13 protein-coding genes are annotated in these 15,839 nt (G+C 40.4%); 12 read left to right on the top strand and 1 reads right to left on the bottom strand.

Annotated elements, in window-relative coordinates:
- The first annotated feature begins 55 nt into the window (after positions 1-55).
- The 7 genes from DTK66_RS10860 (at position 56) to DTK66_RS10830 (ending at position 9,385) form a co-directional block, all read left to right on the top strand.
- Positions 56-961, top strand: a complete 906-nt coding sequence (locus DTK66_RS10860; protein WP_438268347.1) for a GH25 family lysozyme — start codon at positions 56-58, stop codon at positions 959-961.
- A 107-nt stretch (positions 962-1,068) separates the two neighbouring features.
- Positions 1,069-2,187 carry an exonuclease SbcCD subunit D gene (locus tag DTK66_RS10855; RefSeq protein ID WP_191668683.1) on the top strand — a complete coding sequence of 373 codons (1,119 nt, stop codon included), beginning with the start codon at positions 1,069-1,071 and terminating at the stop codon, positions 2,185-2,187.
- Positions 2,188-5,289, top strand: a complete 3,102-nt coding sequence (locus tag DTK66_RS10850) for an AAA family ATPase (protein ID WP_191668682.1) — start codon at positions 2,188-2,190, stop codon at positions 5,287-5,289. It begins immediately after the preceding gene.
- A gap of 520 nt (positions 5,290-5,809) precedes the next feature.
- Positions 5,810-8,083: a bifunctional metallophosphatase/5'-nucleotidase gene (locus DTK66_RS10845; RefSeq protein ID WP_191668681.1), complete on the top strand. Its 2,274-nt coding sequence runs from the start codon at positions 5,810-5,812 to the stop codon at positions 8,081-8,083.
- Between the two features lie 83 nt (positions 8,084-8,166).
- Positions 8,167-8,589 (top strand): helix-turn-helix domain-containing protein, encoded by a 423-nt coding sequence (locus DTK66_RS10840; protein ID WP_191668680.1) that lies wholly within the window; start codon positions 8,167-8,169, stop codon positions 8,587-8,589.
- Positions 8,582-9,142 (top strand): Fic/DOC family protein, encoded by a 561-nt coding sequence (locus tag DTK66_RS10835; protein ID WP_191668687.1) that lies wholly within the window; start codon positions 8,582-8,584, stop codon positions 9,140-9,142. The genes DTK66_RS10840 and DTK66_RS10835 overlap by 8 nt, the downstream gene beginning before the upstream one ends.
- Before the next feature lie 6 nt (positions 9,143-9,148).
- Entirely contained in the window at positions 9,149-9,385 is a 237-nt protein-coding gene (locus tag DTK66_RS10830; RefSeq protein ID WP_153931298.1) for a glutaredoxin family protein, read from the top strand.
- 38 nt (positions 9,386-9,423) lie between these two features.
- Here DTK66_RS10830 and DTK66_RS10825 read toward each other — a convergent pair whose 3' ends face one another.
- Entirely contained in the window at positions 9,424-10,125 is a 702-nt protein-coding gene (locus DTK66_RS10825; protein ID WP_191668679.1) for a glucosamine-6-phosphate deaminase, read from the bottom strand.
- Between the two features lie 198 nt (positions 10,126-10,323).
- On the opposite strand from DTK66_RS10825, the gene DTK66_RS10820 reads away from it, so the two are divergent.
- The 5 genes from DTK66_RS10820 to DTK66_RS10800 all read left to right on the top strand — a co-directional run bounded on the left by DTK66_RS10820 (position 10,324) and on the right by DTK66_RS10800 (position 15,767).
- Complete coding sequence (locus DTK66_RS10820) at positions 10,324-11,160, top strand: histidine phosphatase family protein (protein ID WP_153931472.1); 837 nt, start codon at positions 10,324-10,326, stop codon at positions 11,158-11,160.
- A 212-nt stretch (positions 11,161-11,372) separates the two neighbouring features.
- On the top strand, positions 11,373-12,719 hold the full coding sequence (locus tag DTK66_RS10815) for an isochorismate synthase (RefSeq protein WP_368356249.1): 1,347 nt from the start codon (positions 11,373-11,375) through the stop codon (positions 12,717-12,719).
- Entirely contained in the window at positions 12,698-14,383 is a 1,686-nt protein-coding gene (gene menD, locus DTK66_RS10810; RefSeq protein WP_191668678.1) for a 2-succinyl-5-enolpyruvyl-6-hydroxy-3-cyclohexene-1-carboxylic-acid synthase, read from the top strand. The genes DTK66_RS10815 and menD overlap by 22 nt, the downstream gene beginning before the upstream one ends.
- A complete protein-coding gene (menH, locus tag DTK66_RS10805; protein WP_191668677.1) occupies positions 14,376-15,173 on the top strand; it encodes a 2-succinyl-6-hydroxy-2,4-cyclohexadiene-1-carboxylate synthase in 798 nt (265 codons plus the stop codon). The genes menD and menH overlap by 8 nt, the downstream gene beginning before the upstream one ends.
- Before the next feature lie 102 nt (positions 15,174-15,275).
- Entirely contained in the window at positions 15,276-15,767 is a 492-nt protein-coding gene (locus DTK66_RS10800) for a lipocalin/fatty acid-binding family protein (RefSeq protein WP_191668685.1), read from the top strand.
- Positions 15,768-15,839: the final 72 nt, after the last annotated feature.

The raw sequence follows: 15,839 nt of genomic DNA, 5'->3' as shown, positions 1-15,839 counted from the left end.
CTTAAATTTTACAATCTGCCGAAAAGTATTTATTTTTGGCCGTTATTACAAGGGAGTGTTAGGAGTGCCGTTATATTTTACCGATGTTTTTTCTGGAAGTGCTGATTGGATTGTGACGGATCCGCATGCGCAAGGGACAATTATTAAAGTTTCACAAGGTACAGGGTACCTGAACCCCAAATATGAGTACCAATATTCATTAGCTAAAAGCAATGGACGTTTATTAGGGTTATATCACTATGCTGGTGGCAATAATCCGGTGGCGGAGGCTAATTATTTTTTGGCCCATATTCAAGGTAAAATCGGGGAAGCTGTTTTGGCAGTTGACTGGGAACAGTACCAAAATGCTGCCTGGGGCGATCCAACATGGGTCCGCCGTTTTGTCGATGCAATCCACCAGCAAACAGGAGTATGGCCGTTAATTTATGTTCAGGAATCCGCAATTTGGCAGGTTGCTAACTGTGTGAATGATTGTGGCCTTTGGGTTGCAAAGTATGCGTCAATGAACTGGCACTCTTGGACGGTCCCAGCAATGACGGTAAATACAAGCCCATGGCAAGCGTATACCCTTTGGCAATTTGCGGGAGATAATGAAGATCGATCCGTTGCAACTGTTGACCGCCAAGGATGGAAACAATTAGCTGATCCTGCAGGCAAGATCAGCAATGGAGCTATAAATAATGTCCCTTTAACTTGGACAGATTCATTAGGGGACGTTTGGCACCGCGAAAAAGGCCGTTTTATTACTGAGAGGGTATTAGACTTACGATGGGGAGCCTTGCCAACATCTGCTGTTATTGCAACCCTGCCATTAGGTTCGATCATCGACTACGATGCCTGGTCCCGTCACAATGGTTATGTATGGTTACGCCAACCACGAGCAAATGGTGAATATGGCTATCTTCCTTGTCGTAACGCCGACAATAATGAACCCTTTGGCAAATTTGAACCGCTAAATTAGTGTGGTATAAGGTCAATTGACTTTTTATCACACTTTTTACTTTTTTAGTGCATTTTATAATTTTTTACGTATATATATTAATAGAACTTATTTATTTGGAGGTTACTATGCGTTTTTTACATACTGCTGATTGGCATATTGGTAAGACACTAAATGACTTTAGTTTATTAGCGGACCAGCAGGAGACATTTAAGCAGCTTGAACAGGTAGCAAAAGAAAATGCCGTCGATGCGATTGTGGTTGCTGGCGACCTATATGACCGCAGTATCCCTAATGAAGCAGCTATTAAAGTTTTAAATAAGATGCTGCAAACGCTGAATTTGGATGATCATTTTCCACTTTTGGCAATTAGTGGCAATCATGATTCTGCTACCCGTTTAAGCACTGGTCAGGATTGGTTTGCATATCGATCGTTTTACCTAAGTACTGATTTATCAGGAGCTTTTAGCCCGATTACAATTCAGGATACCCAGTTTTTCTTGTTGCCATTTTTTGGTATTCAAGAAGTTCGTAACTATTTCAACGATGACACAATTAAAAACGTAAATGATGCCATGCAAAGAATTACCATAGAGATGACGAAATACTTTGCCCCCAATAAGACTCATGTATTGGTGGCTCATTTCTTTGCGGCGGGGAGCAAACGGACTGCTGATTCGGAGACATTAGTTGAAGTAGGGGGCTTGAGTGCGGTAGCAACAAGTACGTTAGCGCCTTTTGATTATGTTGCCCTTGGTCATTTGCATAACCGCAAGGCATTAAATGACGAAAAAATAAAGTATAGTGGCTCCCCGATGAAATTTTCGGTATCTGAAGCTAAACAAGAAAAGGGAGTCTGGATTATTGATACGGCTCCTTTCAACGTCAAATGGGTGCCGTTAAAGCCTGTCCATGATATTCATCTTTTAAAAGGTAAATTTGCTGATTTAATTAAGGACGCTTCTAATTATTCTGCTGAAGATTTTTATGATATTGAATTGACAAATAAGGAGCGTATCCCAGATGTTTTAAATAAATTACGTGAATATTACCCTAAGATTGTGAGTCTTCATCGCACCCACCAAGCTCGTCAGGCCCGGCTTAATTTTGACAAGAAACGAGTTCAAGAGTCACCATTGGATTTATTAGCGGAGTTTTATTCCCAGACACTAGGCAGTGGAATGACAGAGAAACAACGAGCATGGGCAGAAAAAGCGTTAACAAAAGTGATGAAGGGAGAAGAGTAAATGCGACCATTAAAAATTGAACTCCAATATTTTGGCCCTTATGAACATGAAACAATCGATTTCACTCAATTTCGTGATCAATCGCTCTTTTTAGTAGCGGGAAATACTGGTGCAGGTAAAACAACGATTTTTGATGCGATGTGTTATGCGCTTTTTGGTCAAACAACGAATGATCGTGACCGTTCCGCAACCGCGCTTCGTTCAGATTTTGCGCCAGCAGATCGGGAGACATTGGTGACCTTTACGTTTATTCATCAAGAGACAAAATATCAGATTATGCGACGCCCTAAGCAAGTGTTAAAGGGGCGCGGCGGTAGCTTTGTTGAGCATAATCAAGCAGTGGATTTAATTTATCCGCTTGATAGTCCAACCCCAACTGAAATAACCAAAATTAGGGAAGCTGATACTTTTATTACAGACCTTTTAAATTTAACCCGTGATCAATTTAAGCAGATTGTTTTACTGCCTCAGGGAAAATTCCGACAGTTTCTAGATTCTGATAGTAATACAAAAGAAGCACTTCTTCGTGACTTGTTCAATACGGCTCGTTACGAACAATGGACGCAAGAATTAAAAGCCAGTCTTCGTGATCGTAAAAAGGACTTAGGTGACCAGCAAACAAAGTTACAATCTCTGAAAGAAACTATTGGTGAGCTTGATCCGCAATTGCCTATTAGTGATTGGTTAGTAGAATCTACTAAACTGCTAAATACATTAACGAGCAAGCTGCAAGTATTAACAGAAGAAGAGGCTAATCAACAGAAATTAGTTGCCCAGTTGGACAATAAGCTGCATGATCAACAAGTGTTAAGTACAAACCTGGCAGCATTGAAAGAAACAGAAAATGCCATTGCAAAATTAACTACTAAAGAAGAGCAAATAAATAAGACCAGAAGTGAATTGAAAGCGCTGGAGTGGTACCAAAATCAGCGTCCTGATTACCAACGCTGGCAAGACGGCGAAAAGAATCTGCAAAATTTAGAACAAGGGATTACAAGCTTAGCGCAAAAACTTAAGCAGCAACAACAAACGTATCACACTGTTAATGGTGAATATCAGAAACTTAAAGACCAACAGCCATCAATTACTAAGCTTCAGGAGAAAATGGCGGATTTAACTAAGAAACTGCCCCTCTTTGCCAAACGGGATTCCTTGAAAAAGAAAATAAATGAGCTAAAAACGGACTTAATGCAAAAAAAGGCTACTCAAGAGGCAAACCAAAATAAAATAGCTAATTGGCAACAACGAATGGACGAATTGGCAGTAAACCTTAAGCAAAACGAAGACTTACCTGCTCGTCAAGTCGCCCTTGTACAACAGCAAAACGAACAAGAAAAATTAGCGCAGGCCGGAGCGGTATTAGAGGAATTGCTTAGTAAGGCCGCTAAAGCTAAAGCTAGCCAGCAGGAACTAACAGCAACCCTAAAAGAAGCACAAGCGATAGTTGCTGCTGATGATAGTCGCTTAGCAGAATTAAATGATCTTTTTGCCCGTCATCAGATTGCCCTATTAGCGCAAAAATTAAAGCCAGGAAGTCCATGCCCGGTTTGTGGAGCCGTTGAGCATCCCCAACCTGCCCACCTTCCAGATAATACAAGAATTGTTAGTGAAGAAGAAGTAAAGACCGCTACCACAAAGTCCCAAGAAAGTCATGCAAGTGTTACCCGTATTCAGGAGCAATTAAAGCAAATTAATAACCAGATAGTAGAACTTACAGTACAAATTAATACTAGTAAGCAAGAAATTGCGGGGTTAATAGGAATTGCCAATTTACCGGCAGACTGGCAGATGCAAATAAGCTCCCGAGCCGCCCAGCTTACTGATCGTGCAGAGAAATTAGCTAAAATCAAACAAGAAGTGCATGCTTGGCAACAAGAAAGCGATGAGCTGCAGCAGTTAGTTACCACTAACCAGACCGCTTTTAACCAAGCTGATGAAGAAATTACCCGCCTAAGCCAGCAATTAGCAACAACCAAGGCGATTTTAATAGAACAGGAAGAATCACTGCCTAAAGAAATTACCAACGAGCGAGCGGCCAATGACCAAATTAAGGCATATCAGGTAAAAATTGACCAATATAATCAGCAATTTACCGCATCTCAAGAAAAACTACAAAAAACTAACCAAGATATTGCTGTTGCCGAAAGTCGCCTAACGCAAACGAATAAAGATCTTACTGCACAGCGGGAAAAGCAGACCCATTTGCATGAGCGGCTGGTTTCGTTATTAGCGAAGCATAATCCTAAACTTACGTGGGAATTTTGGCAAAAAGCAGAGAGTCTACTTCCCCAGTTAGTATTATTACGTGATGAGATTACAGAATATGAGAACCAGCTGCGTGACAGTCAGCAACAGCAACAACGCTTAAATAAATTGATTGCCGGGCAGCCTGCGCCTGATATTAAGCAAACAAACGAAGAACTTATGAGTGCTCAACAACAAGTAAGACAGAGGCAGCAAGAAATTGGTCAATTAACTGCCAGCATCCAGCAAATTAATGTAACTACTAAAAAAATTAAAGCTTTAGTCGCTAGAACTAGTAACTTAGACCAAGAAATTAATGAATTACAAACATTAACCGATGTTGTCAGTGGTAATACAGAAAGTCATGTAAGTCTGGAAAGATATGTATTACAAGCTTATTTCCAAGATGTCCTTATTGCTGCCAACGTTCAATTGGCACGATTGACTAATGGGCGTTACCAATTTGAACTGTCCACTGAAAGTCATGGCGCCGGTACAAAATGGAGCGGTTTAGAGGTCAATGTTTATGATGATAACGCTGGCAGGACCCGTAGTGCCCGCACCCTTTCAGGCGGGGAAAGTTTCATGGCATCATTGGCATTAGCATTGGCCCTTTGTCAGATTATTCAAGAACAAAATGGCGGTATCAATATCGATGCCTTATTTATTGATGAAGGATTCGGCTCCCTTGACCAGCAAGCATTAACAGATGCATTACAAGCGTTGCAGGAACTGGAAGGACATCGGATGATTGGTATTATTAGCCACGTCACTGAATTAGAAGAACAGCTTCCCGACCAGCTTATCGTAAATTCAATCAATGGTCGCAGTAAGGTGTCATACCAGCATGAAATTTGAATTTTTTGCAATAAAAAAGTGCAAAATACCATTTTTTACGTATATATAATTATAGGAGGGTGATTTTGTGATCTTTTTTCTCATTACATTACTCACTGTCAGATTCCTTTCATACTTGCAGATCTCCCTCCGTAATAAGTTATCTATCAGAGGAAGTTACTAATTTTAGCTACCTCTGTATAAACACTAGGAGGTGCGTGATAGAGGTCATCTACGCCCCCCACAAGCATAACAAGGGCTCTAGCGTTCGGCTTTTCCGAATCCTAGAGCTCTTTATGCCCTGTGCTGTAGTATTTTCACCTAGATAGGGGGGATATTGCAGCCTCCTATTTGTAAAGTAAAGCTCTGCTCATTGCTTTAAAAGACTGTGCGAATAGATGCTTTAAAATGTTAATTTAGCAACGATGTATCCCTTTACATAAAGCGCAGATTTTTTATAAAAATAAAGTACTAGCCATGATAAAATTTAAACGGATTTTTAAGCCATTATCCATTCTTGATCGCGGAGGAGTTATTTCACATGAAGCGTAACGGTTCAAAATATACTTTACTATTAGGAACAGCACTATTGGGGTTATACTTTCAGGCAAATAATGCTCATGCGGCAACAACTGACTCGGTAGCTAACGACAAGCAACCTGTTGCTGGTAATGTAACACCAATGGTCCAAACAAATAAGGATGAGGCAAGTACGCCCCAAACAACTACTGATTGGTCTGATCCGGTAAAGTATCAACAAGATATTCCTGTCCAAATTTTGGGAATTAATGATTTGCACGGTGGTCTAGAAACTACAGGGTCTGCAACGATTGGTGATAAGACTTATACTAACGCGGGAACAGCAGCAAGATTAGCTGGTCACCTTGACGCTGCCGAAGAAAGTTTTAAAGCCGCTAATCCGACTGGGACAACCATTCGCGTTGAAGCAGGGGACATGGTCGGCGCCTCACCCGCAAATTCAGCCCTACTGCAAGATGAGTCAACGATGCATGCACTAAAAGCAATGAACTTTGAGGTCGGAACGCTAGGAAACCACGAATTTGATGAAGGTCTTGCGGAATATATGCGGATCGTTAATGGGGGCCAACCGACCAAGCAATACAATGAAGCAGAAATGGCCTATCCGCACGTTGCTTCTGGCATTAACATTATTACTGCTAACGTGGTGCAAAAAACTGACGGTCAGATTCCATTTGGGATGCAACCATACTTGATTAAGGAAATCCATACCAGTGATGGCAAGGTAGCTAAGATCGGTTTTATCGGAATCGAAACAACTTCACTACCAATCTTAACCTTATATGATAACTACAAAGATTATGATGTGCTTGATGAAGCCGAAACTATCGCTAAATATGATAAAATTTTACGGAATAAGGGTGTAAACGCAATTGTCGTCTTAGCGCATACAGGCGTTTCGACTGATAAGGATGGCAATACAAAAGGAAATGCAGTTGACATCATTAAGAAGCTTTATCAAATTGATCCGGATAATTCCGTTGACCTTTACGTTGCCGGACATTCACATCAATATGCTAATGCAACGGTTGGTAGTGTTAAACTGGTTCAAGCAATCTATACTGGTAAAGCATATGATGACATTATTGGCTACATTGACCCAACTACCAATGATTTTGCAAAGGATAGCTTAGTTTCACATGTTTTCCCTGTACTGTCTGAAGCAGATGCACCTAATGTTAAGACTGACGCAAATGTGACAGCAATTGTCCAAGATGCCGATCGCCGGGTTGACCCGATTATCAATAAAAAAATTGGGGAAGCTGCTAAACCTGGTGATATCCTTGGACGTCTTCACAATACACCAACACGCGAAAATGCTGCTGGTGAGTTAGTTGTTGATGGACAACTATATGCGGCCAAGAAGGCAGGATTACCTGCTGACTTTGCAATGACAAATACCGGTGGGGTTCGGGCTGACCTCCATGTTAATGATGATCGGTCCATTACATGGGGCAGTGCGCAGGCTGTCCAACCATTTGGCAATATCTTACGGGTAGTCCAAATGACAGGAGCACAAATTGTTGATGCTCTTAACCAACAATACGATGAAGATCAAGCATATTACTTACAAGTTGCCGGGCTTCATTACACATATACTGACCAGGACGACCCAAACCAACCATACAAAGTGGTTAAAGTCTATGACCAAAATAATCAGCCGCTTGATATGGATAAGAATTACAATGTTGTCATTAACGATTTCCTTGCTGGTGGCGGGGATGGCTTCTCGGCATTTAAGAATACTAAGGTTGTCGGTATTATCGGTCAAGATACGGATGCATTTATTAACTATATCACCGATATGACTAACGAAGGAAAGCTAATCACTGCTCCAGTGATGAACCGAAAGATTTACATGACAGCCGAGCAATTAGCAACCGCAGACAGTAAGGGTTCAGTGGTTAACAATGACCAGGATAATCAACCGGCTACCGGTACACAAACTGGTGCCGCTAGTCCTAATAAAGAAGTAAGTCAACCAACCCCAACAACTCCATCAGTAGTATTGCCAACGACGGCTGGTCAACCGGCCAAGGTAATTCAACTCAGTGGTCAAATTGCGCCTAGTGCTAGTCGTGCTGATAGTAATAATCACTTTGTTAACTTAACACCAACTACACTGAATAATGCAACTCACCAGACTGCTGCTAAGAAGCAAGCAGCTTTACCACAAACCGGTAATACAGAAAATCTTGCTTGGATTCTTCTTGGTACTTCATTAATGGGTGCAACTGGGTTAACAATTATTAACCGCAAGCGGAAGCAAGCATAGTCAAATAGTCCAGAGTATTAGGTTACCCTGGACTATTTTTTATCGTTATAATGAGGGTATGATTAGTAGATGGAGTTGAGAAAATGACAGAAAACATCATAAACATATTAAAGAGAAATAATATAACAGTTACGATTATTGCCCGTGAAAGCGGCTTGGATGTTGCGCAGGTTAATCAAGTTATTAAAAGACCAGTTGCCACTTGGTCAGTTCACCTTCTTAATGCCGTGGCGTATGCTCTTGATGAACGGCCAGGGGAGTTATTAGATCAAATCCAAGCTTTTCCTTTTGAACTCCACACTGATGATGATGCATTAACTATTCAGCGTGTTCAATTTTCAACAGCAGCCGTCTACCAACAGGTCCGTTTTGCTGTTGAAAGTAATGTTTTAGAGGGGTGGAAACCAACTACAAAGGAAATTAGGTTATTAAAAGCGGCGGCAGAGCGACCGGATGATGAGATATTAACAGAGATTGAACGGTTATTTGGTGATGAAAATGACTGATGAAGAATTACAGGCCAAGTTTCTTTACGATAATGGTACGTTGCGTAATAAATTTGCGATTAAGGATCCTGACGAATTAAGCTTGATTGAATACCGAGGAGTCGCAGAACGGCAGATAGCTTTATTGCAACAGCGACCCCGTATAGCAAGTTTTAACGATTTAATCACCATAAATAAATTCCTGTTTGGCTGGCTCTATGATTGGGCAGGTCAATTGAGAAATTATTATATTTCTAAAGCTGGTTTTGATTTTCTTGAGTACGATCGCTTCGATAATGCCATCAGGTACGTAAATAATGAGCTGCTAAAGATAAATAAGAAACAGCACCCCACAATTGAGGATTATGCCGGCTTGTTAAATGATCTTAATTATATTCATCCCTTTCGTGAGGGGAATGGGCGATCAACAAAGCTATTTATTCAATTAATCGCTCTTCATCATGGGCAGGTCATTGATTATCCTGCTGATAACGCTAAAATGATTGCTGCTTTAGACCAATCAGATGTTAGTGCTATTGCCAAAACAATGGCTTTACAGAAGGCAGCAGGGTAGCTTCTAATGCAAAAGATAAAAATTTATACGAAAAAATTTTGCCCAGCTTGTACTAAAACGCAAGAAATGTTAAAAGCGCGAAAAATTAAGTATGAGCTTATTGATCTTACAACTGACTTAGCAGCCATTGAAGCCTTTGCGCGATTAGGCTATCGGCGTTTCCCAATTGTCCTCGTTGAAGATAATCATGAGGTAACCGGCTGGGATGGCTTCCAGCCGCAACTTATCAGTAAATTAAAATAGCGAATACCCAATTTTATTTAGATAGGTATTCGCTATTTTTAGAGTTTACTAGCTGCTGCTTGATCTGCCAAAATAGTCACATTCGGATGTGATTGCAAAATGGAAGCAGGTACTTCTGTTGTTAATGGCCCGTTAATTGTTGCTGTCAGTGCCGCCGCTTTTTGTTTGCCAAATGCTAAAAGAATAATATGCTTAGCCTTCATTATCGAACCAATTCCCATTGTATATGCCTTCTGCGGAACCTCAGCTGCGGAAGCAAAGAAACGCGCGTTAGCTTCAATCGTTGCGGTGGTTAGTTTTACTTGATGGGTTTGACTATCAAATGCTGTTCCTGGTTCATTAAAGCCGATATGCCCATTAGTACCAATTCCTAAGATTTGCGTATCAATCGGGTAGTTTTTCAATACTTGATTATAGTGTTTAATTACCTCAGCAGCATTAAAGTTCATCCCATCTGGAATAAAACTTTTCATAAATGGTTTTTGGTCAAAGAGATTATGCTGCATAAAATAATGATAACTTTGTGGATTTGTTGGTGCAATTCCAACATATTCGTCTAGATTAATCGAAATTAACTTAGAGCAGTCAAGATCGCTTTTAACTATTTGCTGGTAAAGGTCAAGCGGGGTGCTGCCAGTAGCTAAACCTAAAATATGACCACCGTTTTTTATGTCTGCCAGCAATAATTCAAATGCTCTTTTGCTAGCTTCTTCTTTATTCTTCATTACTAAAACTTTCATAAATCCTCACCACCCGGTCTTATTGTAATTCATTTTTGACAAAAGAAAAGAGTGCTTGAATGACTTTATTAATAATGTTCCTAACTATCACTGCTATCCTTTTCACAAATATATTTACTAGCTATTGAACGCGCTTTCATAATTATGTAAAATAAGGGTGCTGCTGAAATGCTTTTTATAAGAATTGGGGAATAATTGATGAAAATAAAGAAATTAACGGCAATGTGTGCCACGTTAGCCGGACTGCTTCTTGGTAGTTCAGCAATGGCTGTTGTTCCAGCAACTACCAGTGCAGCGACTAATAACGATCAAGTAACAATTTACCTTACCCGTCATGGGGAAACAACCGGAAATGTAATGCAACGTGTGCAAGGATCAAGCGATTTTCCATTAACCAAAAATGGGATTACAGTCGCTAATGATCTTGGTTATGGGCTAAAAGGGATTAAGTTCAAGCATGCCTATACAGGTGATTTAACGCGGCAAGAAGTAACCGCTAAGCAAGCGTTAAAGTATTCTGCTAACCCAAATACCAAGATTACAACAACACCGATGTTAAGAGAAGGCGGCTATGGTAGTTTTGAAGGAGACAGTATTGAAGCTGACAACCAAAAGATTGCTAATGTTTACGGCTATCAAGATGGCAAGCAATTCCAGCAAGCAACCGGTAAAGACTACTGGAATAAACTTCAGGATGCCTACCATAAATTAGATATGGATAATTCCCAAAATACTAAGCTTGCTAAAAGTGACCGCGCAGAAAGCTCTGCACAGGTTCAAAAACGAATGAGTTCAGAACTTCTTCATATTGCGAAAACAACGCAAAAGCAAGGTGGCGGTAACGTTTTAGTTGTTAGTTCGGGAATGTCAATCAATGAATACCTTTCAACTATCTCTAAAAAATACGATGGTAAGCCAATGCAAAATGCAGCGGTGACAAAGCTCGTCTACAAGAATGGCAAACTCCACGTCGATGGTCAAATTGGATCCCTTCACTATGTCAACAAGGGTAAGAAGCTTGCAGCAAATAAATAAGTAGGTAAGTTTCAGCAGCAAGAATTTTAATTGCAATTATACAAATATTATTTAAAGGGGCTATGATATAAGTCCCCGATATAGTTAAATGCTACAGCACGAAAAAGGGGTGTGAAGGCAAAGTCATAAATGACTTCCGTCACGCTCCTTTTTGTATGGAGATAATTTGTTATACTAAATGAGGTTATTCCAAAAGAAGCGAGGGAAATAAAGTGGTAATTAAACTAACGGCTGCACAGCGAGTAAATTTAACGTCTAAGTATGCATTTTATACGTACCCGATCGAAGGTAATGTAATAGATATATTAAGACATCCAATAGAAGGCAGCCATATGTTTTGGCAGTCGGCAGATCAAAGCCGGATTTATTTAGGGATAGAACCGTTAAAACAGCTGATTGGAAAATCAATTGCGCAAATAAGCCTATTTCAAGACCAATTTCAGCATAAAGTAGTTAACTTGACTCCTTCAATTACCAGTCAACCAATTTTATTGGGAGGCTTTCCGTTCGATGCGGATGGTCGGCCGGAACATTTTTGGGGTAAGTTGGAAAAAGGATACTTTATTCTCCCGCAGATTCTTTTTTGGCAACAAGAAAAGAAGGCCTATGTCACACTACTGGTTCAAGTAAGCGGGGATGTAGAAGCTAAATTAAATCAGCTTGCGTCCCAGGCGACGAATGTTTTACAAGCAACAACAATGGACAAAGCCTCCCTTCCTTCGTTATCAAGTCGTGAGCTTGCTCTTCCGCAATGGATGCGTTTAGTTAACGATAGTGTTAAGGCAATCGAAAAACAACAATTGAAAAAAGTCGTTTTAGCGCGCCAACTGGAGTTATTAACAACTAGTGAATTTAATCCAGAAAAAATTTTACTCCGCTTAATAAGCCAGCAGCCTAATACATACTGTTTTCTCCTAGATGATGGTACCCGTGCATTTGTCGGGGCAACTCCAGAACGATTATTAAGGGCAGATAAGAACAGTTTTCGGACAGCGAGCGTTGCAGGGTCGATTGCGCGGGGAGAAACTCCAGCTGCCGACGATCAGCTGGGGCAAGCGTTGCTAAATGACCATAAAAATGAATACGAACACCAAGTTGTCGTTCAGCGAATTACAAGAATAATGGAGAAGTTTACTGATAATTTAACAATCGGTGAACGCCAGTTGCTAAAAAATCGGGACATCCAGCATATCTACCACCCATTTATCGGTCAGCGAAAAGTAGGAGTCAAACTATTAGATGTGTTGAAAGCCCTTCACCCAACTCCGGCATTAGGGGGCGAGCCTCGTTCTCTTGCAATGAAATGGTTAGCAGAAAAAGAGCCAGCAGGTCGGGGCCTATACGGCGGACCGATTGGCTGGCTAGGGTTAGCAGAAGATTGCGGCGAGTTCGCGGTTGGCTTGCGTTCAGGAATCTTTGGAAAGGCTAAAGGGCTGCTTTATGCTGGTTGTGGTATTGTGGCAGAATCGCAAGCAGAAAAAGAGCGCTATGAGACAGGGTTAAAATTTCAACCAATGTTAAGAGGAGTAAATGACAAATGGACTACCAACGAACTTTAACAAAATATTTATTATCATTTATTGAAGGATTAAAGCAAGGTGGGGTAAAAAGAGCTGTCATTAGTTCTGGTTCCCGTTCAACGCCTTTGTCCTTGCTGGTTAATCGTGATCCTGACATTCAGTCTTATATTGATATTGATGAACGATCGGCAGGCTTTTTTGCTTTAGGGTTAGTTAAGGCAACTCAAGAATCGGTTGCCTTAATATGTACATCAGGGAGTGCGGCGGCTAACTACTTACCTGCAATTTGCGAGGCCGAGGCCACCAATCAGCCCTTAATTGTTTTAACCACAGACCGTCCGGCAGAGTTGCAGGGTGTAGGGGCACCACAAGCAATGAACCAGCATAGTTTATATGGCAGTCACGTCAAGTATGCGGTTGAATTGGCATTGCCCGAAGATAATCCAACGATGATAGATTACAGTCGCTGGGAAGGATTTACCGTTTCATCCCGCGCTCAAATAGTTCCTAAAGGTCCTGTTCACATTAATATTCCGCTTAGAGAACCCTTAGTACCTGATTTAACCTTACCGCGTCCTACCGCGATACCGGCTAAAGTTCTCTCCAACGAACGGGTAACGGATTTATCACCGTTATGCCCATTCTTTCAACAAGAGGGTCTTATTATTGTTGGCGAGGAGCGTTCACCAGAAGAGGCTCGACAACTATTATCGTTAGCTGCAAAACTTCATTGGCCAATCGTTGGTGATCCATTGACCAATTTAGCTACTAATCAGTGTGAAGAGTCAACCTACCTTCATCAAGCTGACCTTCTCTTTCAAGGATCGGTGCCAGCCCCTCGCGTAATTTTGCGCTTTGGCCGTTTACCAGTGACAAAACCTGTAACCCAATGGCTAGGGAGCCAGCATGTTTTAACGATTCTGGTCGAAGAAGGTCACCAGTTTAAGGATCAACTGCATCGAAGCAGTTACTTATTAGATATGACTGTAAGTGAATTTAAGCACTGCTTTGATAAAGTTAGCTTTACGCCTGTATCATCTGGATGGCTAGCAAAGTGGCAGAAGAGACAATGGTTAGCTGAAGATATTCTACAAGCAAATGAAGATTTGCAGCAGTTTAACCATTCAGGGGTAGTTAAACAGTTACTTAGTCAACTCCATGATCAAGAGCTTTTTGTTGCTAATAGTAATGCAATTCGCTTAGTTGATCGGCTTAGCTTGCCGGCAGCTCACAATCTTCGTATTTATGGTAATCGTGGTGTAAATGGGATAGATGGATTAAATTCTACTATGGCAGGCATTGTTGCCGCTAGTAAGCATCCGTTGACCTTACTAATTGGCGATTTAGCCTTTTTCCATGATTTGACAGGCTTAGAAATGATTCGGCGATATAAATTACCAGTTACTATTATCCTTTTAAATAATAATGGTGGTGGTATCTTTTCCTTTTTGCCACAGCATGATTTACCAACGGCTGATTTTACAACAATCTTTAAGACGCCCCAAGATCTTGATTATCAATCCGTTGCAAAATTATTTGGATTTAATTATCATCGTCCGACAAGCTATTCAGAATTTATCCCGCTCTTAAATCAACCGGGGCAGCATATGATTGAAATAGCAGATAGTCAAGAATGTCCAGTTACAATTTGGCATCATTTAGTAAGCAGTTATCAACAGAGGAGCAGTGAGATAAGTGATTGAAGTAAGATACCACTACCAATGGTTGAATAATTTTCAACCAAATCGGCCAACAATAGTGTGTTTACATGGTTTTACAGGAACTTTAGGTACTTTTAGCAACCTTTTTCCTGATAGGGATTATAATTTTTTAGGAATTGATCTAATTGGTCATGGTCAAACAAGTATCTACGTTCATCCAGCATACTATCGGATGGAGAATGTAATTAGCAATTTACAGAAATTAATGCGATCGCTACAAATTAAACCTTATTATGTACTTGGATATTCAATGGGTGGACGCGTTGCGTTAGCCTGGGCAGTTAATGACCCCAATGTTAAAGGGTTAATATTGGAAAGTGCGCGTCCAGGGATCGCCGATGAAGATGAGCGACAGGCAAGACGGCAAAATGATAATCGCCTTGCCGGAAAGATATTAGCGCATCCGTTAGCAGACTTTGTTAATTATTGGGAAAATATTCCATTGTTTGCTAGTCAAAAGCAATTGTCATCAAAAATCCGTCAACATATAAGAAAACAGCGGATGAGTCAGCAAAGTTATGGATTAGCAATGAGTTTGATGATGATGGGAACTGGACAGCAAAAAAACTATTGGGGATGTTTGCCCAAAAAAATTCCGGTTTTGTTAGTAGTCGGCGAGCAGGATCAAAAATTTCAAGAAATTGCCCGTAAGATGAGGTCAAAAGCATCACAAATGACGATTTCAATTTTACCAAGTGGGCATTGTGTTCATCTTGAAGTCCCAGTTCTTTTTTCAAAAATGGTTTTAAATTGGCTTGATAGGAATATTTGAACACAAATTATATGGCTGTTTTGATGATTTATAATGAATTATGGTAGACTGAAAGTTGTTAAGTCATATTTTAATGAGAGTATTTATATGGAGCATGACAGTATGAAAGAAGAACATAAAAATAATAAAGGGAAGCATCATCGCGGCTTGATACTATTTTTAATTCTATTAATTATTTTGCTAGGTGTTTTAGCTGTTAATTATAAGCGGTTTGCTAATAAACAGTTGAATCCTATCCAAACGACCCAACCTAAAAAGACAATAACATCCTCTCAAGAAAAAGAACCGCTTGTAGGAGCGTACCGTGATGATCAAGATGGGGCAGCGATAGTTTTTAATGAAAATGGTACAGGCCGTTATGTATATGCTGACAAAAAGAATGCCGATACGGATGATACATTGACCTGGCAAAAGAAAGGAAACCAGTATTTAATTACATTGAAAGATCGAGATGTAACGAATCCATTAACTGCAAATCTTGATCAAAATAAACTAGTTATTTCTGGTAGTAATGGTTGGAATACCGAAACCTTTCAACGAACAACGGGGAGCTTAAATCTCCAAGAGTTTCTAAAAGATATGCACGCAAGGTGATAAATATTGAATAAACACATTTCTTGTGGTTGCCAAGGATGTGTTTTTATTAGGCAGATTGTAAAATTTAAG

Origin of the sequence: Limosilactobacillus walteri (assembly GCF_014830205.1) — a bacterium.
In the GTDB taxonomy this organism is placed as follows: domain Bacteria; phylum Bacillota; class Bacilli; order Lactobacillales; family Lactobacillaceae; genus Limosilactobacillus; species Limosilactobacillus walteri.
Note: the sequence above shows the minus strand (reverse complement) of the source record. Positions and strands in the feature narration are given on the sequence as shown.